Source organism: Burkholderia stagnalis, assembly GCF_039848545.1.
Classification (GTDB): domain Bacteria; phylum Pseudomonadota; class Gammaproteobacteria; order Burkholderiales; family Burkholderiaceae; genus Burkholderia; species Burkholderia stagnalis.
On record NZ_CP156685.1, the window covers coordinates 1,657,724 to 1,675,496 of the forward strand.

At 64.2% G+C, this 17,773-nt stretch carries 17 protein-coding genes, 1 tRNA gene and 1 other annotated feature; of the genes, 13 read left to right on the forward strand and 5 right to left on the reverse strand.

The genetic code is table 11. From position 1 onward, the window contains the following. Positions 1–24 precede the first annotated feature (24 nt). From ABFO07_RS07835 to ABFO07_RS07855, 6 genes are all read left to right on the forward strand, one after another. Positions 25–1,262, forward strand: a protein-coding gene (locus ABFO07_RS07835; RefSeq protein WP_347468605.1) for an IS3 family transposase whose coding sequence is annotated in 2 segments (ribosomal slippage) — positions 25–316 and positions 316–1,262 — 1,239 coding nt in all. Because the reading frame shifts where the segments join, the coding sequence is not laid out codon by codon here. Next, positions 306–422: a sequence feature (AL1L pseudoknot), on the forward strand. (Overlaps the previous gene by 117 nt.) Positions 1,263–1,302: 40 nt before the next feature. Beyond that, positions 1,303–1,641, forward strand: a complete 339-nt coding sequence (locus tag ABFO07_RS34690) for a rolling circle replication-associated protein (RefSeq protein ID WP_430733054.1) — start codon at positions 1,303–1,305, stop codon at positions 1,639–1,641. Between the two features lie 6 nt (positions 1,642–1,647). Then, positions 1,648–1,923 (forward strand): hypothetical protein, encoded by a 276-nt coding sequence (locus ABFO07_RS34695; RefSeq protein WP_430733055.1) that lies wholly within the window; start codon positions 1,648–1,650, stop codon positions 1,921–1,923. A 132-nt stretch (positions 1,924–2,055) separates the two neighbouring features. Further along, positions 2,056–2,952 carry a tyrosine-type recombinase/integrase gene (locus ABFO07_RS07845; protein ID WP_347468606.1) on the forward strand — a complete coding sequence of 299 codons (897 nt, stop codon included), beginning with the start codon at positions 2,056–2,058 and terminating at the stop codon, positions 2,950–2,952. 114 nt (positions 2,953–3,066) lie between these two features. Then, positions 3,067–4,404, forward strand: a complete 1,338-nt coding sequence (locus ABFO07_RS07850; protein WP_347468608.1) for an AAA family ATPase — start codon at positions 3,067–3,069, stop codon at positions 4,402–4,404. Positions 4,405–4,407: 3 nt separating this feature from the next. Then, positions 4,408–5,007, forward strand: a complete 600-nt coding sequence (locus tag ABFO07_RS07855; protein WP_347468609.1) for an RloB family protein — start codon at positions 4,408–4,410, stop codon at positions 5,005–5,007. A gap of 325 nt (positions 5,008–5,332) precedes the next feature. On the opposite strand, the gene ABFO07_RS07860 is transcribed toward ABFO07_RS07855, so the two are convergent. Both ABFO07_RS07860 and ABFO07_RS07865 read right to left on the reverse strand, forming a co-directional pair. Next, positions 5,333–5,407 (reverse strand) — tRNA-Val (locus tag ABFO07_RS07860). A gap of 83 nt (positions 5,408–5,490) precedes the next feature. Beyond that, entirely contained in the window at positions 5,491–5,973 is a 483-nt protein-coding gene (locus tag ABFO07_RS07865) for an Lrp/AsnC family transcriptional regulator (RefSeq protein WP_059567587.1), read from the reverse strand. A 215-nt stretch (positions 5,974–6,188) separates the two neighbouring features. On the opposite strand from ABFO07_RS07865, the gene ABFO07_RS07870 reads away from it, so the two are divergent. The 4 genes from ABFO07_RS07870 to ABFO07_RS07885 all read left to right on the forward strand — a co-directional run bounded on the left by ABFO07_RS07870 (position 6,189) and on the right by ABFO07_RS07885 (position 10,467). Further along, entirely contained in the window at positions 6,189–7,400 is a 1,212-nt protein-coding gene (locus ABFO07_RS07870; RefSeq protein ID WP_347468610.1) for an amino acid aminotransferase, read from the forward strand. A 32-nt stretch (positions 7,401–7,432) separates the two neighbouring features. Further along, positions 7,433–7,822: a RidA family protein gene (locus ABFO07_RS07875; RefSeq protein ID WP_060028690.1), complete on the forward strand. Its 390-nt coding sequence runs from the start codon at positions 7,433–7,435 to the stop codon at positions 7,820–7,822. 61 nt (positions 7,823–7,883) lie between these two features. Then, positions 7,884–8,954, forward strand: coding sequence for a porin (locus ABFO07_RS07880; RefSeq protein ID WP_059922894.1), 1,071 nt, complete (start codon positions 7,884–7,886; stop codon positions 8,952–8,954). 88 nt (positions 8,955–9,042) lie between these two features. After that, on the forward strand, positions 9,043–10,467 hold the full coding sequence (locus ABFO07_RS07885; RefSeq protein WP_059567580.1) for an amino acid permease: 1,425 nt from the start codon (positions 9,043–9,045) through the stop codon (positions 10,465–10,467). Positions 10,468–10,489: 22 nt separating this feature from the next. Here the strand turns inward: ABFO07_RS07885 and ABFO07_RS07890 are convergent, their stop codons facing one another. Continuing rightward, positions 10,490–11,392, reverse strand: a complete 903-nt coding sequence (locus tag ABFO07_RS07890) for a LysR family transcriptional regulator (protein WP_059908670.1) — start codon at positions 11,390–11,392, stop codon at positions 10,490–10,492. Positions 11,393–11,510: 118 nt separating this feature from the next. On the opposite strand from ABFO07_RS07890, the gene ABFO07_RS07895 reads away from it, so the two are divergent. The 3 genes from ABFO07_RS07895 (at position 11,511) to ABFO07_RS07905 (ending at position 15,949) form a co-directional block, all read left to right on the forward strand. Then, positions 11,511–13,268: an acyl-CoA dehydrogenase family protein gene (locus ABFO07_RS07895; protein ID WP_347468611.1), complete on the forward strand. Its 1,758-nt coding sequence runs from the start codon at positions 11,511–11,513 to the stop codon at positions 13,266–13,268. Next, complete coding sequence (locus tag ABFO07_RS07900) at positions 13,265–14,458, forward strand: CaiB/BaiF CoA transferase family protein (RefSeq protein ID WP_060157900.1); 1,194 nt, start codon at positions 13,265–13,267, stop codon at positions 14,456–14,458. The genes ABFO07_RS07895 and ABFO07_RS07900 overlap by 4 nt, the downstream gene beginning before the upstream one ends. Positions 14,459–14,545: 87 nt before the next feature. Further along, positions 14,546–15,949, forward strand: coding sequence for an MFS transporter (locus tag ABFO07_RS07905; protein WP_059879052.1), 1,404 nt, complete (start codon positions 14,546–14,548; stop codon positions 15,947–15,949). Positions 15,950–16,058: 109 nt separating this feature from the next. Here ABFO07_RS07905 and ABFO07_RS07910 read toward each other — a convergent pair whose 3' ends face one another. Next, positions 16,059–16,334 (reverse strand): oxidative damage protection protein, encoded by a 276-nt coding sequence (locus ABFO07_RS07910; protein WP_026044614.1) that lies wholly within the window; start codon positions 16,332–16,334, stop codon positions 16,059–16,061. A gap of 48 nt (positions 16,335–16,382) precedes the next feature. Then, positions 16,383–17,762 carry an amino-acid N-acetyltransferase gene (gene argA, locus ABFO07_RS07915; protein ID WP_059567573.1) on the reverse strand — a complete coding sequence of 460 codons (1,380 nt, stop codon included), beginning with the start codon at positions 17,760–17,762 and terminating at the stop codon, positions 16,383–16,385. Positions 17,763–17,773: the final 11 nt, after the last annotated feature.

The window sequence follows — 17,773 nt, forward strand, 5'->3', positions numbered from 1 at the left end:
TCCAACTCTTGAGAGAATGGAGCCATGAACAAGAAGCCAAGCAAGTTTTCCCCGGAAGTCCGAGAGCGCGCAGTGCGCCTGGTACGCGAGCAGCGTAGCGAGCACCCGTCGATGTGGGCGGCAGTCGAATCGATTGCGCCGATGATCGGCTGCACGCCGCAGACGCTGTTGGATTGGGTTAAGCGCGACGAGGTCGACCGTGGAGAGCGCGATGGCGTGAGTACGGCCGAGCCTGAACGCATCAAGGCCTTGGAGCGCGAGGTCAAGGAACTGCGCCGGACCAATGAGATTCTCAAACTGGCGAGCGCGTTTTTCGCCCAGGCGGAGCTCGACCGCCGTTTCAAGTCCTGAAGGCCTTCGTCGATCAGCATCGCGACACCTTCGGGGTCGAGCCGATCTGCAAGGTCTTGCGGATTGCCCCGTCGGGCTACCGACGCCATGCAGCACAACTTCGCGATCCGTCGAAACGCTGCGCCCGCGCGAAACGCGATGAGCTTTTGCAACCGGAGATCAAGCGTGTCTGGCAGGCCAACATGCAGGTCTACGGCGTGCCGAAGGTCTGGAAGCAGATGAACCGGGAAGGCATTGCAGTGGCACGCTGCACGGTCGGACGGTTGATGAAGCTGCAGGGCTTGCGTGGCGCAGTTCGCGGTAAGCGTGTTCGCACGACGATTCCCGAGGTGACCGCGCCGCGCCCGCTGGACCGAGTCAACCGGCAGTTCAAGGCTGACCGACCGAATCAGCTCTGGGTGTCGGATTTTACGTATGTCTCGACATGGCAAGGCTGGCTGTACGTGGCATTCGTGATCGACGTGTTTGCCCGCCGTATTGTTGGCTGGCGCGTCAGCTCGTCGATGACCACGGACTTCGTTCTGGATGCACTTGAACAAGCGCTGTACGCCCGCCAACCGGGTGAGGACGGGACTTTGATTCATCATTCCGACAGAGGGTCTCAATACGTCAGCATCCGCTACAGCGAACGGCTGGCTGAGGCCGGCATCGAGCCGTCGGTCGGCAACCGGGGCGACAGCTACGACAATGCGCTGGCCGAAACGATCAACGGCCTGTACAAGACGGAACTGATTCATCGGCGCGCCCCTTGGAAAACGAGGGAATCCGTCGAACTGGCAACGCTGGAATGGGTCGCCTGGTACAACCATCATCGGCTGATGGAACCGCTCGGCTATATCCCGCCTGCTGAAGCTGAGGCAAACTACTACAGGCAACTCAGAAATGCCGCTGACGTGTCCGCATTAACTTAAACCAACCAGCCTCCACGATTCCCGGTGCGGTTCACGATACATGGGCGCGTTGTCGTTGAATGCGAAGCCGAAGGCGAAGCGCGGCGAGTCTGAGAATAGCGAATCGAACCTGCTCGATGCAGCGAAACGCGCAAAGCAGCAGGTGCGGCTACGGTGCAAGGCGATTGGGGCGGACCGAATGATCACGTTGACGTACCGGGAGAACATGCAGGACAAAGCCCGCCTGAAGCGCGACTTCGATGCGCTGCGCCGCCGTCTCGCGAAGCTGTCGACCTTCCTGTATGTCGCTACGCCTGAGCGCCAGAAGCGGGGCGCGTGGCACCTCCACGTGGCGGTCAAGGGCCGTCAGAACTATCGAGTGCTGCGGTCGATCTGGTAAAGCATCGTGGGCGTCGGGAATGGCCAGATCAACGTTCGGAACCCGTTCAAGGAAAAGGGGCTGCGACACAAGCTCGCGGCCTACCTGGCGAAGTACATCACGAAGGATTTCGCGGAGCACGCGTTGAACGAAAAGCGGTACTGGACGAGCCGCGGCGTCGTCGTCCCGGAAGTCATGCCGATTGACCACATTACGGCGAATGATCCCGCCGAGGCATTGAAGGTCGCATTTAACGCGGCATTGCGCGCAGGTGCGACATTAGACCGTTGTCAGGCATTTTGACGGCAAGAGTTAGGGGTGTTCTGGTTATCGACGCGAGAAAATTAGAATCAATATTGTCAAGTAATTATTGATTCGCGTTGCAAGGTTAAACGTCGATATTATTGGAGTTCAACGGCGTGAGAGGGCTGGTGAATGACATTCGAGGAAGTAATAGACGTATACCTCGCGTCGAAAAATAATCGGAGCAGGCAACGCGATCTGTACGCGTTGAAGCGGCTCCGGCCGTACTTTGCAGACAGAGATTTGTGCGCGCTGAAGCGGATCGACGTGAGGCGGTACATTGCTGTTAGGCAGGCGGACGGTGTTCTTGAATCGACAATACAGCGCGAATTGCGTGTCTTTTCTACGGCTATCAATTTTGTGCGATTGGAGTACGACCGGCCGGATTTGCCGAATCCCGTCGTTAGGCTTGCTATGTCGTCCGGGGCGGCTCGGGTTCGTTGGATTAGTCGGCAAGACGCCGATGCGCTGGTGTTATGTGCTTCACGCTTCGCACGTCGGCCGCATTTGCCAAACTTTATTCGACTCGCGTTGCATACCGGTTGCCGCAAAAACGAACTGTTGAAGCTCGAATGGTCGCGAGTGGATTTCGAGCGAGCGGTTTTGTCGCTGGAACCGGGCGATACGAAGAACGGCAAGCGCCGCGTTGTGCCGCTGAACGATGAGGCGATGGCGGCTTTGAGGGATCAGCGCGAATGGGTGCGGGTGACGGTGCCTCGTTCGCCGTGGGTGTTCGCGGTGGCATCAGGCGATCGCATGACCACGATCCAGAAGGGGTTTCGCGCCGCGTGTGCTCGCGCGGGGATTGAGGACTTCAGGGTGCATGACTTACGTCACACGTTTGCGTCTTGGCTTGTCATGGCGGGCGTATCTCTATATGTCGTTAAGGACTTGCTCGGACACTCGTCTATCACTGTGACGGAGCGGTACGCTCACCTGGCACCACATCTAGGGCGTGCAGCGGTGCAACGACTGCACGCCGATAGCTTTCCCAACGTATCGTCCCCAAATTGTGTCACGGTTGTGTGACGAGGACGTCGGATCCTCTTGAGGGACGGTGAATTTTCAAGAATTTGTGGAAAAATCACAAATTTTGATCGTTTGCGGTGTATCCTCCTAGTGTTTTGTCTAAGTGAGAGCACCATGCTTGTTCAGTTCACGGTCGAGAACTTCCTGTCCTTCAAGGAGCCGGCGACATTGTCGATGTTGGCTTCGAAGCGTCGCTCCAAAGATAAGGGCTTGGACGAGGGGGCTGTTTTTGATGCGACCCCAGATTTGAAGTTGCTAAAGTGCGCGGCCGTCTACGGGGCCAATGGTAGCGGGAAAAGCAATCTTTTCACTGCGCTCAAATTTATGAAGCGCTTTGTAAATGACTCATCTAAGGAATCTCAGGCGGAAGACGCAATTAAAGTAGAGCCATTTAGGCTTGATCTTGAGAGTGAGGCTCAGCCGTCTCGATTTGAGGTGATATTTGTCGCGGATTCTTATATCTATCAGTATGAGTTTTCTGCAGATGCAGTGGAGATTAAAGAGGAGAAATTGACTCGGAAGGGGTTTAAGTCTTCTCGGGAAATCGTTCTTTTCTCTAGGTCGGGCAATGAGATAGATTTGGATGCGAAGAAGTTTGCTGAGGGGGAGGGGCTCCAAAGGAAAACCAGAAAAAATGCGCTATTCCTTTCCGTCTGCGCAAACTTTAATGGGGAAATATCGAAAAGCGTAATTGGTTGGTTTAGGCGTCTTCGTATAATTAGTGGGCTTACAGATGTGGGTTACCTTGAATTCACGACGGAGAAGTTGAAGGATTCAACGTGGAAATCGAAAATTCAGGCGCTGATCAAGGACTTTGATCTGGGAATTGATGGGCTTGAATTCGGTGCTGCCGAGGAATTCCCTGAAATCAAGCTTGATGCAGATGCTCCAGAAGAATTGCGCGAGCTTGCGGCGGCTATGAAGAAGGTGAAGGTGGCTCCAATGAACAAGATCAATAGCATTCACAAGATGCTGGACGATCGGGGTAAGTTGATAAAAGAAGTATCATTTGATTTGAGTAGGGATGAATCTGAGGGTACGAAAAAACTGGTTGCGCTTTCCGGCCCGCTGATCGATACGCTTGATTCGTCTTACGTGTTGATGATCGATGAATTTGATGCGCGTCTTCATCCGATAATCAGTAGAAACATCGTTCGTTTATTCAATTCTAGCTCTGTAAATTCAAAGAATGCTCAATTGTTGGTAGCGACGCATGATACGAATTTGTTAGATCGAGATCTGTTGCGACGAGATCAAATTTGGTTTGTTGAGCGTGACTATTGTGGGGCGTCTCATTTGACTTCGCTTGTGGAGTATAAGGTGAGAAATGATGCTTCGTATGAAAAAGACTACATTGTTGGAAAGTATGGTGCTATTCCGATAGTGGGTGATATTCGACGCATTTTCGGTGTCGCGCGCTCGTCTACCAAAAAAGATGGCTGTGAGGCTTAAATCATGGCGTTGAATATTAAGGGGCGCAATGAAGGGCGGCGTAGCACTCGTCAAAAAATTTTGATCGTATGCGAAGGTGAGAAGACGGAGCCTGGGTACTTTAATAGTTTTCGCGTCGATAAGGAAGTTTGTGAGATAAAGGGGATAGGGGCTAACACGCTGTCGCTAATTAATGAGGCGAAAAAAATTAAGGAAAGCGGGAATTATGGGGAGGTTTGGTGTGTTTTTGACCACGATTCGTTCCCTAGGAAAAATATTGTCGCTGCCTTCAAGAGGGCAAATGCGCTTGGGTTCAAGTGTGCATTTTCTAACGAATCATTTGAGCTTTGGTTCGTTTTGCATTTTTGTTATTTGGATACCCAGATAACGAGAAAAGATTATTGCAGGAGGTTGGGTGAGTTGTTGAAGAGGGAGTATAAAAAGAACGATCCTGGTATTTATGAGGCATTGTTACCTTTTCAGGACTATGCAATAAAAAATTCTGAGAAATTGTATAAAAACCTCACGGGAGATGGCACGCATCCTGCGGATGCTAGGCCATCTACGAGTGTGCATTTATTGGTCAAACGTCTTAACTCTCTTGCAAAGAGAGTCGGGAGGTAGCCTCTTGGGGCGCGGCACGGAAGTCCGCCGTATGCAAGTGAGAGGGGTTGCTGACGGATGTGAAATGGATCCGGCATGCCTAGCCGAACACTCGCTGGAGAGTATTGTCGTGTGACGAATAGAATTTATTTCTTTCCGTGCACCCGGATCCAGCCGTGAGTAGCCTTGGTAGTGTAGAGCTTTTGGGGTTTGATACTGTTCGGGGAAAGGTCAAAAAAAAGCCCTGCGAATGCAGGGCTTTTTCTTTGCCTAGTGGCTTTGCGCTGGCGCCGGAGAGAACTGCTCGATCCAGCGTTTGACGCGTCGCCACAAGCGGCGAATTCTTTGGTGGGCGGTACTGGGATCGAACCAGTGACCCCTGCCGTGTGAAGGCAGTGCTCTACCGCTGAGCTAACCGCCCAAAGAAGATGAAATTATGTCAGAGCTTTTCGGCTTCGTAAAGCACTTTCTGCAAATTTTTTCGCGGACTCTCGCACAAGTCGGTCAGCCGGCCGCCGACGGCTCGACCAGATCGAGGATCGAGCCGTCGCGCTTGAGCGTCGCGAGCACGATGCTCGAGTTGATCGACATCACGCCCGTCGCGCGGTACAGCGTGTTGATCACGAAGTCGGAGTAGTGGTCGAGGTCGCGTGCGCGCACCGTCAGCACGTAATTAGCCCCACCGGTAACGATCTGCGCCGACACGACTTCCGGCCACTGCCGGAGCGCTTCGACGAAGCGGTCGTGCCACTCGGGCTCGTCGGGCCGCATCGTCACGTGCACGAGGGCCTCGAACGCGACGCCGACCTGCTTCGGCTCGATCGCGCAGCGATAGCCGGCAATCACGCCGCGCTCCTCGAGCAGCTTCACGCGCCGCAAACACGCGGACGGCGACAGCGCGACCGCGTTCGCGAGGTCCTGGTTGCTGATCCGGCCGTCGCGCTCGAGGTGCCGGAGGATCCGCATGTCGGTTCGGTCGAGGTTCATTTCGCAGGTTCCACTGAATCTTGGGGAAGATGTCGCAGACTCTACTGCAAATCATGCGAATCGTCAGCGAAGTTTGAAGCTCATTCTATTTCGTCCTCGATAACATGCGAGCCATACGTTGACCGGGCCGGCGGGCGCCACCGCACTGCCGCCCGCACCGGCCGCACGCGTCGATCCGTGCGGCGCCGCCGTTCAATCCCAACCGTCACTTCGTCATGTTCGATCACATTCCCGCCTATCCGGGCGACCCGATCCTGTCGCTGTTCCAGGCATTCCAGCAGGATGCGCATCCGCGCAAGGCCAATCTCAGCATCGGTCTCTATTACGACGACGCGGGCCGGATTCCCGTGCTCGAGAGCACGCGGATCGCGGCCGAGCGGCTGCGCGAAGCGCACGCACCGCATACGTATCTGCCGATGGAAGGGCTGGCCGGCTACCGGCAGGCCGTGCAGCGGCTCGTGTTCGGCGCCGAGTGCGCGGCGATCGCGGAAGGGCGCGTCGCGACGTTGCAGACGCTCGGCGGCTCGGGCGCGATCCGGCTCGGTGCGGAGTTCATCAAGCGCTACTTCCCGGACAGCGCGATCTGGATCAGCGATCCGACCTGGGACAACCACCGCGTGATCTTCGCGGCGGCGGGCCTCGACGTGCAGACTTATCCGTACTACGACGCGCAGCGCAACGGCTTGCGCATCGACGCGATGCTCGCGGCGCTCGACGCGCTGCAGCCGCGCAGCGTCGTGCTGCTGCAGCCGTGCTGCCACAATCCGACGGGCCTCGATCCGAGCCGCGACGCGTGGCGCGCAGTGATCGACGTGCTCGCGCGGCGCGGGCTGGTTCCGTTCCTCGACATGGCATACCAGGGCTTCGGCGACGGCCTCGCGGACGACGCGTGGGCCGTGCGCGCGATGACCGATGCCGGCCTGCCGGTGATCGTCGGCAATTCGTTCTCGAAGAACTTCTCGCTGTACGGCGAGCGTGTCGGCGGCCTGTCGATCGTCTGCGCGAACGCGGGCGAAGCCGCGACCGTGCTGAGCCAGCTGCAGGCCGGCGTGCGCCGCACCTATTCGAGCCCGCCGCTGTTCGGCGCGCAGCTCGTCGCGACGGTGCTGAACGACGACCTGCTGCGCGCGCGCTGGGAAGACGAGGTCGCGGGCGTGCGCACGCGCATCAAGCGCATGCGCGGCGCGCTGAAGGAGCGGCTCGATGCACGGCTGCCGGAGCGGTCGTTCGATGCGCTCGTCGCGCAGCGCGGGATGTTCGGCTACACGGGCATCGGCGCGGCCGACGTCGATCGCCTGCGCGCATTGCACGGTGTCTATCTGCTGCGCTCGGGCCGCATGTGCATCGCGGGCCTGAACGATGCGAACGTCGATCACGTCGCGGCCGCGATCGCCGACGTGCTCGGCGCCGCGCGCCAAGCGGCCTGACGGCCCGCACCCAACCGGCAAAGGAGCAGACGATGCCAGAACAGATCCCGGTCGACCTGCCGCAACTCGGCCAGCCGTTCTCGTGGGCGACCCGCGCGGGCGGGCTGATGTTTACCGGGCACGGGCCGGTCGACGCGGCCGGCGCGATCGCCGGCGACACGATGACCGAACAGGCGTGCCTCACGCTGTCGAATCTCGCGAAGGCCGTGGCCGCCGCGGGGGCCACGCTCGACGACGTCGCGCAGGTGCTCGTCTACCTGTCCGACGTGAAGGACATGCCCGAATTCGACGCCGAGTACCGGCGGCACTTCCGCGCGCCGTATCCGAACCGGACCTGCGTCGGCGTGCAGGGCTTCGCGCATCCGGCAATGCGCGTCGAACTCGTCGCGTACGTCGCATTGCCGCCGGCTTCTGGCGCTTAGCGCGCACCTCAACACAGCAACACAGCAACACACACCACCACAACGAGGTTTGGAGGAGAAGATGGAGAAGCATCATCGATTGGTACTGCGAATGATGGCGGGGCTGCTCGTATCGGGCGGCGCGATGGCGCAAAGCAGCGTCACGCTGTACGGCATCGTCGACCAGAGCATCCGCTACACGACGCACGCGGACGCGGCGAACGGCGCGAGCGTGCAACTGACCAACGGCGCGATCACGAACAGCCGCTGGGGGATGAAGGGCGACGAAGCGCTCGGCGGCGGGCTGAAGGCGATCTTCCGGCTCGAAAGCGGGTTCGAGCCGCAGAACGGCCAGCTCGACGGCGCGCTGTTCGGCCGCTATGCGTACGTCGGCCTGGCGGGCGACTGGGGCACGGTCAGGCTCGGCCGGCAGGCGACCGAGGCGTTCAACCTGTTCGGCGATCTCGATCCGCTGACCGTCGGCAACTACACGGCGAACATGTGGCCGTATTTCCTCACGCAGGGCCGCGCGAGCAACGCCGTCAGCTACGACGGCACGTTCGGCGGGCTGAACGTCGGCGCGAGCTACGGCTTCGGCGGCGTGGCCGGCAGCATGAGCGCGAACGCCTATTGGGGCGTGCGCGCCGCATATACGCAAGGCGGGCTGATGGCCGGCGCGACCTACCAGCAGGTGCGCGACCTGAACGGCCGCGCGCAGCAGGCGTGGGGCGCGGGGGCGCGCTACGCGTTCGGCGCGGCGACGCTGTACGCGGGCTATCTCGGCGGCATCGACCGCTCGGGCGTGCTCGATCAGGCGCTGCTGAACGCGCCGGGCCGCACGGTGACCTATGGCGCGTTCGCCGACAATCCGCGCCGGGATGCGATCTTCTACGCGGGCGCGAGCTACCGCTTCACGCCGGCCGTGTCGGTGACGGGCGTGGCCTACTACGACGACATCCGGAACGTGAACGGCGTGGCCGGCAATCGCGGCAAGCGCTACACGGGTGTGCTGGAAGCCGAGTATGCGTTGTCGAAGGCGACGCAGCTCTACGCGACGGTCGACTACAACAAGGTATCGGGCGGCGCGTTCACCGAACTGCCGGGCCGCGGCAACCAGACCGGCGTCGCGGCGGGGCTGCGCCACATGTTCTGAGCCGGGTGAACGGCGCGCGGCGGCCGCAACGCCGCCGCGCGCCGTTCGCGGTTTCGCCACGACAATCGATATCGAACGAGGTCACTCGATGCAATCAGAATCCCAAGGGCAATTCCAGCACATCGCGGCGCGCGAGCAGGGCCTGCGCCGCACCCTTTCCGCGCGGCAGATGGCGATGATCGCGATCGGCGGCGCGATCGGCACCGGGCTCTTTCTCGGCAGCGGTTTCGCGATCGGCTTCGCCGGCCCGAGCGTGCTCGTCAGCTACGCGATCGGTGCATTCATCTCGCTGCTGCTGATGGGCTGTCTCGCGGAAATGACGGTCGCGCACCCGACGTCCGGTTCGTTCGGCGCGTACGCCGAGCATTACGTGAGCCCGTGGGCCGGCTTTCTCGTGCGCTACGCGTACTGGGCGTGCATCGTGCTCGCGGTCGGCACCGAAGTCACCGCGATCGCGCTGTACATGAAGTACTGGTTCCCGGGCGTGCCGGGCTGGCTGTGGATCGTCGGCTTCTCCGCGCTGCTGGTGTTCGTCAACGCGCGCAGCGTCGACGTGTTCGGCTCGGTCGAATACGCATTCTCGGTCGTGAAGATCGCGGCGATCGTCGGCTTCATCGTGCTCGGCGCGTACGTCGTGTTCGGCGATCCGGCGCTGGTCGGCGGCGGCGCGGCGCGCGCGGGCTTCCATCATTACGTCGCGCACGGCGGCTTCTTCCCGAAAGGCGCGTGGGGGACGTGGGTGGCCGTGATCGTGTCGATCTTCAGCTACCTGAGCATCGAGATGATCGCGGTGGCCGCCGGCGAGGCGCAGGACCCCGAGCGCGCGGTGACGCGCGCGTTCCGCTCGACGATCGTGCGGCTCGTGCTGTTCTATCTCGTCACGCTCGCACTGATGCTCGCGATCGTGCCGTGGACGGCCGCCGGCCGCGACGAAAGCCCGTTCGTCAAGGTGATGGAGGCGATCCGCCTGCCGGGCGCGGCGGGGCTGATCAACTTCGTCGTGCTGGTCGCCGCGTTGTCCGCGATGAACAGCCAGCTCTACATCACGACGCGGATGCTGTTCAGCCTGTCGCGCGCGGGGCATGCGCCGAAGGCGCTGGGCGAAGTGAACGCGCGCGGCGTGCCGCTCGGCGCGCTGCTGCTGTCGACGCTCGGTATCGCGCTCGCGACGGTGCTGAGCGTGCTGTATCCGGACGCGTCGTTCACGATCATGATGTCGGTGTCGATGTTCGGCGCGCTGTTCACGTGGATGATGATCTTCGTCACGCACTACTGCTTCCGGCGCCGCCGCGCGGCAAGCGGGCTGCCGCCGGCCGCGTTCCGGATGCGCGGCTTTCCGCTGCTGACGCTGCTCGGCGCCGGGCTGATGCTCGCGGTGATGGCGACCACGTACTTCACGCCGGAATTCCACATGACGCTGATCTTCGGCATCCCGTTCCTCGCCGTGCTGTCCGTCGTGTACGGCGTGTGGTACCGGCGCGCGCAGCCGGCGCTGCAGCCGGGCGCCGAGTAACCGGCGCGGCGCCCGCGCGCGCTCAGCCCGCGAGCGCGGGCAGCGCGTCGAGCGACGCGCGCAGATACTCGGCGAAGCGCAGCGCGACCGGCTCGGCCGTGCCGCTGCGCTTCAGCTCGAGCGTGCGCGATTCGAGCGACGCATCCTTCAGCGGCCGGAACGCGAGCCGGTCGCTCTTCGCCTGCTGCAGCACGCGCGGCACGAGCGCGACGCCCATCCCGAACTCGATCATCGACAGGATGGTCTGCCACAGCCGCGCCTCGTGGCGGATCAGCGGGCTGAAGCCCGCGTTCACGCACTGCGCGATGATCAGGTCGTGATAGTGCGGGGCCGCGTCGCGCGGAAACAGGATGAACGGTTCGTCGGCCAGCGCGGCGAGCGCGATCTGCTTGCGCCGCGCGAGCGGGTGCGCGGCCGGCATGCAGCAGACGAACGGCTCCGCGTAGATCGGCGCCGAGTCGACTTCGGGCGGGAAGCGGCCCCAGTGCGCGTAGCCGAGGTCGATCTGGCCGCGCTGCACCGCCTGCACCTGCGCCTGCGTGTTCATCTCCGACAGCACGATCTCCACGCCCGGATGGTCGGCCTCGAAGCGCCGCACCGCATCGGGCAGCCCGCGATACAGCATCGAATGGACGAAGCCGATCCGCAGCCGGCCCGCGAAGCCGGACGCCGAGCGGATCGTCAGGCGCTCGGCCTCGGCCGCCTGCAGCAGCAGACGGCGCGCCTCGCCGAGCAGCACCTCGCCCGCGTTGGTCAGCGCGACCGACTTGCTGGTACGGGCGAACAGCTGCACGCCGAGCGCCTCTTCGAACTTGCGGATGTCGAAGCTCAGCGCCGGCTGCGAGATGAACAGCCGCTTGGCCGCGCGCCCGAAATGCAGCTCCTCGGCAACCGCGACGAAATAGCGAAGCTGCTTCAGTTCCATCGGGTCTCCTCCCGGCTTCGGCATCGATAAGTGCCGTCTATCGTACCGAATAAATCCTGTATTGGACGCTTATCGATCCCACGCCTACGCTGATCGGACCGGTCAAGGAGACGCACACATGAACGACACCGATCGCGCGCCGGATGCCGGCGCGTCCAACCCGATCCCCGACACCCGCGGCATCAATTTCTTCACCGCCGATCCGGACCTGGGCGTGCTGCTGCGGCTGCACCTCGGGGAGGCGAGCTACGCCGAGCTCGAACCGCGGCTGCACGCACTCGGCGCGCGCGTCAGCGGCGAGCTCGACGAGTGGGCGTCGTGCGCGGACAAGCATCCGCCCGAGCTCCAGCACCGCAACCGGCGCGGCGAGCCGCTGCAGCACATCGACAAACATCCCGCGTATGTCGCGCTCGAGCGCGTCGCATATGCCGAACTCGGGCTCGCGTCGCTCAGCCACCAGCGCGTGCCGGAGGTGCCGCTCGTCAAGTACGCGCTGACCTTCCTGTTCGTGCAGGCGGAATTCGGGCTGTGCTGCCCGGTCAGCATGACCGACTCGCTGACGCGCACGCTGCGCCGCTTCGGCGAGCCCGACCTCGTCGCGCATTACCTGCCGATGCTTGCGTCGCGCGATTTCGACACGCTGTACCAGGGCGCGATGTTCATGACCGAGCAGGCCGCGGGTTCCGACGTCGGCCGCATCGCGACGCGCGCGGCGCGCGAGACGGACGCGCAGGGCAAGACCCGGTGGCGCCTGCACGGCGACAAGTGGTTCTGCTCGAACGCCGACGCCGATCTCGCGATGGTGCTCGCGCGGCCCGACGGCGCGCCGGACGGCATCAAGGGGCTCGCGCTGTTCCTGCTGCCGAAGACGCTGCCGGACGGCACGCGCAACCGCTACCGGATCGTGCGGCTGAAGGACAAGCTCGGCAGCCGCTCGATGGCGAGCGGCGAGATCACGCTCGACGGTGCGCGGGCTTACCTGATCGGCGAGCTCGGCCGCGGTTTCCACCAGATGGCGGACATGATCAACATGTCGCGGCTGTCGAACGGCGTGCGCGCGGCCGGGCTGATGCGGCGCGCGATGAACGAGGCGCTGCATGTCGCCGCGCATCGCGAGGCGTTCGGCCGCAAGCTGATCGACATGCCGCTGATGCAACGCCAGTTGATGAAGATGCTGCTGCCGACCGAGGCGGCGCGCACGATGTTCATTCGGATCGCGCTGTTGCTGCAACAGGCCGACGCGGGCGACGATGCGGCCGCGCGCTGCGTGCGCATCCTGACGCCGCTGATCAAATTCCGCGCGTGCCGCGATGCGCGGCGCGTGACGGGCGACGCGATGGAAGTGCGCGGCGGCGTCGGCTACATCGAGGAATGGAGCGACGCGCGGCTCGTGCGCGACGCGCATCTCGGCTCGATCTGGGAAGGCACGAGCAACATCGTCGCGCTCGACGTCGCGCGCGCCGCGCAGCGCGAGCAGGCGCTCGACGCGCTGCGCACGTTCCTGTCCGACCGGCTCGGCCAGGCGCCGCTGCCGGACGCGAGCCGCACCGCATTGCGGCGCGTGCTTGCGCGCGCATGCGACGCGCTCGCGCAGGTCGCCGCGAGCGGCGACGATGCGAACGTGCGCCAGGCGGCGTCGACGCTGTACTACGCGACTGCAGCGATCCTGATGGCGTGCGAGGGCGTGCGCACCGCGCCGGACCATCGCCGCCTCGCGCTCGCGCACCTGATCGTGCGCTACAAACTGATGCCGGCCGATCCGCTCGCGCTGCCGTCGCCGCACGGCGACGATGCGGAGATCTGCGATGCGCTGCTGCGCGGCGCGCCGGTGTCGCTCGACGCCGCGCTCGACCTGCTGCCGGAGGTCGCGCGATGAACGCACCGCGTGGCGCCCTCGATGGCGTGAAGGTCGTCGACCTGAGCCGCGTGCTCGGCGGCCCGTATTGCACGCAGGCGCTGGCCGACCACGGCGCGCAGGTGATCAAGGTCGAGCCGCCGGCGGGCGACGAAACGCGCGGCTGGGGGCCGCCGTTCGTCGACGACACCGCGTGGTATTTCCTCGGCGTGAACCGCAACAAGGAAGGGCTCGCGCTCGACCTGTCGCGCGACGAAGGGCGCGCGATCCTGTGGCGCCTGCTCGACGACGCGGACGTGCTGGTCGAGAACTTCAAGCCGGGCACGCTCGCGCGCTGGGGCATGGATTACGAACGCGACCTGCGGCCGCGTTTCCCGTGGCTGATCCACTGCGCGGTGACGGGCTTCGGCGCCGACGGCCCGCTCGGCGGCCTGCCGGGCTACGACGCGGTGATCCAGGCGATGGCCGGGCTGATGAGCGTCAACGGCGAGCGCGACGGCGACGCGACCCGCATCGGCCTGCCGGTCGTCGACATGGTGACGGGGCTCAACGCGCTCGCGGGGATCCTGCTCGCGCTGGCCGAGCGGGAAAAGAGCGGGCTCGGCCAGTCGATCGACATCGCGCTGTTCGACTGCGGCGTGTCGCTGCTGCATCCGCACCTGCCGAACTTCTTCGGCTCGGGCCGCGTGCCGGAGCGCAGCGGCAACGCGCACCCGAACATCGCGCCGTACGACAGCTACCGCACGGCCACCGCGCCGATCTTTCTCGCGGTCGGCAACGACCGGCAGTTCGCCCGGCTCACCGCGCATCTCGGCGCGCCGGAGCTGGCGAGCGACCCGCGCTTCGTCGACAACCGCAGCCGCTGCGCGCACCGCGCGGAACTGAAGGCCGCGCTGGAGGCACGGCTCGCGCAGCATGCGTGCGAACCGCTCGCGCGCGAGCTGATGGCGGCCGGCGTGCCGTGCGGCCCGGTGCAGACGGTCGCCGACGTCGCGCGCGACCCGCATACGCTGCACCGGAACCTGCTCGTCGAGCTCGGCCGGTATCGCGGCACCGCGTCGCCGATCAGGCTGTCGCGCACGCCGGCGACCTACCGCACGCCGCCGCCCGCGCTGGGCGGCGACACGCGCGCGGTGCTCGACCGCCTCGGCGTCGATCCGGCGCTGCAGCAGCAACTGCTCGACGCGGGCGTGCTGAAGGCGCCCGGCTGACGCGACGCCGCCGGCCGGCGGCGCGAGGCCGGCCAACCGGACAAGGCGCGCGCAGTCGCGCCACCGACCACCGACATGGAGACATCGATGACCCGTCCGCATTCCCAACCCGCCGCGAACCCGCGGCCGGGCCGCGCCGCGCTTGCCGCGTTCGTCGGCACGACGATCGAGTGGTACGACTTCTACCTCTACGGCACGGCCGCCGCGCTCGTGTTCGGCAAGGTGTTCTTTTCCGCGCAGATGGACCCCGGCGTCGCGACGCTGCTCGCGTTCGTCACGTTCTGGGCCGGCTTCGCCGCGCGGCCGCTCGGCGGCATCGTGTTCGGCCATCTCGGCGACCGCGTCGGCCGCAAGACCGCGCTCGTGATCACGCTCGTGATGATGGGGCTCGCAACGACCGGCATCGGCCTGCTGCCGACCTACGCGCAGATCGGCGTCTGGGCGCCGGCCGGGCTCGTCGTGCTGCGCGTGCTGCAGGGCATCGCGGTCGGCGGCGAGTGGGGCGGCGCGGTGCTGATCGCGAGCGAGAACGCGCCGAAGCACAAGAGCATCCTGTACGCGGCGTTCGCGCAGCAGGGCTCGCCCACCGGCAACCTGCTCGCCACCGGCGCGTTCTTCGCGTTGAGCGCGCTGCCGACGCCCGACTTCCTGATGTGGGGCTGGCGCATCCCGTTCCTGCTGTCGGCGGTGCTGGTGGTCGTCGGGATGGTGATTCGCCTGAAGCTCGAGGAATCCGCCGACATGCAGCGCGTGCTGCAGCGCAAGCGCACGGTGAAGCTGCCGCTGCGCGACGTCGTGCGCGACCACTGGCTGATCGTGCTGCTCGCGGCCGGCACGCTGCCGGTGATCAACGTCACGTATTTCCGCAGCACGTTCGCGCTGTCGTGGGCGACCAAGGAACTCGGCTATGCGCAGGGCACCTTCCTCGGGATCCTGTCGATCTCGCTCGTCGTGCAGTTCATCATGCAGCCGGTCGGCGCATGGTTCGTGTCGAAGATCGACATGCGGCGCGCGATGTGCTGGATCCTGATCCCGGAGATCGTGCTGATGCCGGTGATGTTCCATGCGCTCGCGACCCGCTCGTACTGGATCGCCGTCGCCGGCATGTGCGTGTCGACGATTCCGTCGGCGATGTTCTACGGCGCGGTGGGCGGCATGCTCGCGCGCGTGTTTCCGGCGAACGTCCGCTATACGGGGCTGTCGCTCGCGTACCAGCTGAGCGCGCTCGTCGTCGGCGGCGGCACGCCGGTGCTCGCGCAGGCGATCCTCAATGCGACGGGCAGCATCGTCGGCGTCGCGATCGCGTCGGGGCTCTATGCGTGCGTGTCGCTCGTCTGCATGCTGGCGCTGCTGACGCGAACCGGCAGCCGCGCGGACGAGCTGTCGACGGCCGAACGCAGCGACGCGGCACAGTGGAGCGCCGACGATGCGGCGCGCGAACCGAAGCAGGAGAGCGATGAGGGCGAGGGCGGCACGCTGAAACCGGTGTGAGCGGCATGCAGCCCGGGGTCGCACAAACGAAAACGGCATCGTGCGCCGCACGATGCCGTTTCTTCCTTGCCGCGATTTTCCGGCCAGCCGGCCGGCGGCGGAAACCGCGTCAGCCTTGCGTCGGCGGCACGTAGCCGGACGCCTGGTCCGCGCCTTCGCCGAAGAAGTACTTTTCGGTCTGCTTCATCAGGTACTGGCGCGCACGCGGGTCGGCCATGTTCAGGCGGTTTTCGTTGATCAGCATCGTCTGCTGCTTGAGCCAGCCTTGCCACGCCTCTTTCGAGACGCTTTCGTAGATGCGCTTGCCGAGTTCGCCCGGCAGCGGCGGGAAATCGAGCCCTTCGGCTTCCTTGCCGAGCTTCGCGCATTGAACCATTCGAGCCATCGTGTACTTCTCCTTCCTGTAAGCGGACTGGGGGAGGGCGGCGCTCGCTCAGAGCTGCTTCATCAGCACGAGCGACTTGCGCTGCCAGTTATAGAGTTTGCGGCGGTCTTCCGGCAGGTCGTCGACGCTCACCTTCACGAAGCCGCGCTTGAGGAACCAGTGCTCGGTGCGCGTCGTCAGCACGAAGATGTGCGTGAGGCCGCGCGCCCGCGCGCGCTGTTCGATGCGCTTGAGCAGGCGTTCGCCGTCGCCGGAGCCTTGCGCCTCGGGCGCGACGGTGAGGCACGCCATCTCGCCGATCTTTTCCTGCTGGTACGGATACAGCGCCGCGCAGCCGAACAGCACGCCATCGTGCTCGATCACCGAGAAGTGGTCGATGTCGCGTTCGATCTGGTGGCGCCCGCGCCGCACCAGCGTGCCGTCCGTCTCGAGCGGCTCGATCAGCGACAGGATGCCGCCGACGTCGTCCGGCGTCGCCTCGCGCAGGCTCTCGAGGTTCTCGTACGAGATCATCGTGCCGACGCCGTCGTGCAGGAACAGCTCGAGCAGCACGCTGCCGTCGAGCGTCTGCGGGATCAGGTGCGCACGGGTCACGCCGCCGCGGCACGCGCGGATCGAGTGCTTCAGGAAGAACGCGTCGTCGCCCTGGACGTTGCCCGAATCGAGCAGCTCGGCGGCCGCGTCGAGCGACATTTCGCGGATCAGCTCGCCTTCGTCGTCGACGATGCCGGGCGCTTCGGTCAGGAAGATGATCTTGTCGGCGCGCAGCGCGATCGCGGCCGCGGACGCGACATCCTCCATCGACAGGTTGAACGCCTCGCCGGTGGGCGAGAAGCCGAGCGGCGACAACAGCACGAGCTTGCGGCTCGCGAGCGAATGGCGGATCGACTCGGCGTCGATCTTGCGCACGACGCCCGTGTGCGCGAAATCGACCCCGTCGAGAATCCCGACCGGCCGCGCCGTCACGAAGTTGCCCGACACCACGCTGATGTGCGCGTGCGCCATCGGCGAGTTCGGCAGGCCCTGGCTGATCGCGGCCTCGATGTCGAGGCGCACTTCGCCGGCCGCTTCCTTCGCGGATTCGAGCGCGCGCGCATCGGTGATGCGCAGCCCGTGCGAAAACTCGGATTCGACACCATGCAGGCTGAGCTGCTCCTCGACCTGCGGCCGCGAGCCGTGCACCAGCACGATCTGGATGCCCATCGCCTGCAGCAGTGCGATGTCTGACACGAGCGCGCTGAGGAGCCCCTGATGCACGACCTCGCCGCCGAAACCGACGACGAACGTGCTGTTGCGGAACTTGTGAATATAGGGCGCGACGGACCGCATCCAGTCGACGAACTGGGCGTGGCTGGCGGCCGTATCGTCGGATGCCGCGGGGGCCACGGCGCCGGACTGGGCGGGGGGGAGGTCGGTTTGGGAATTCATGGGCGGGATTA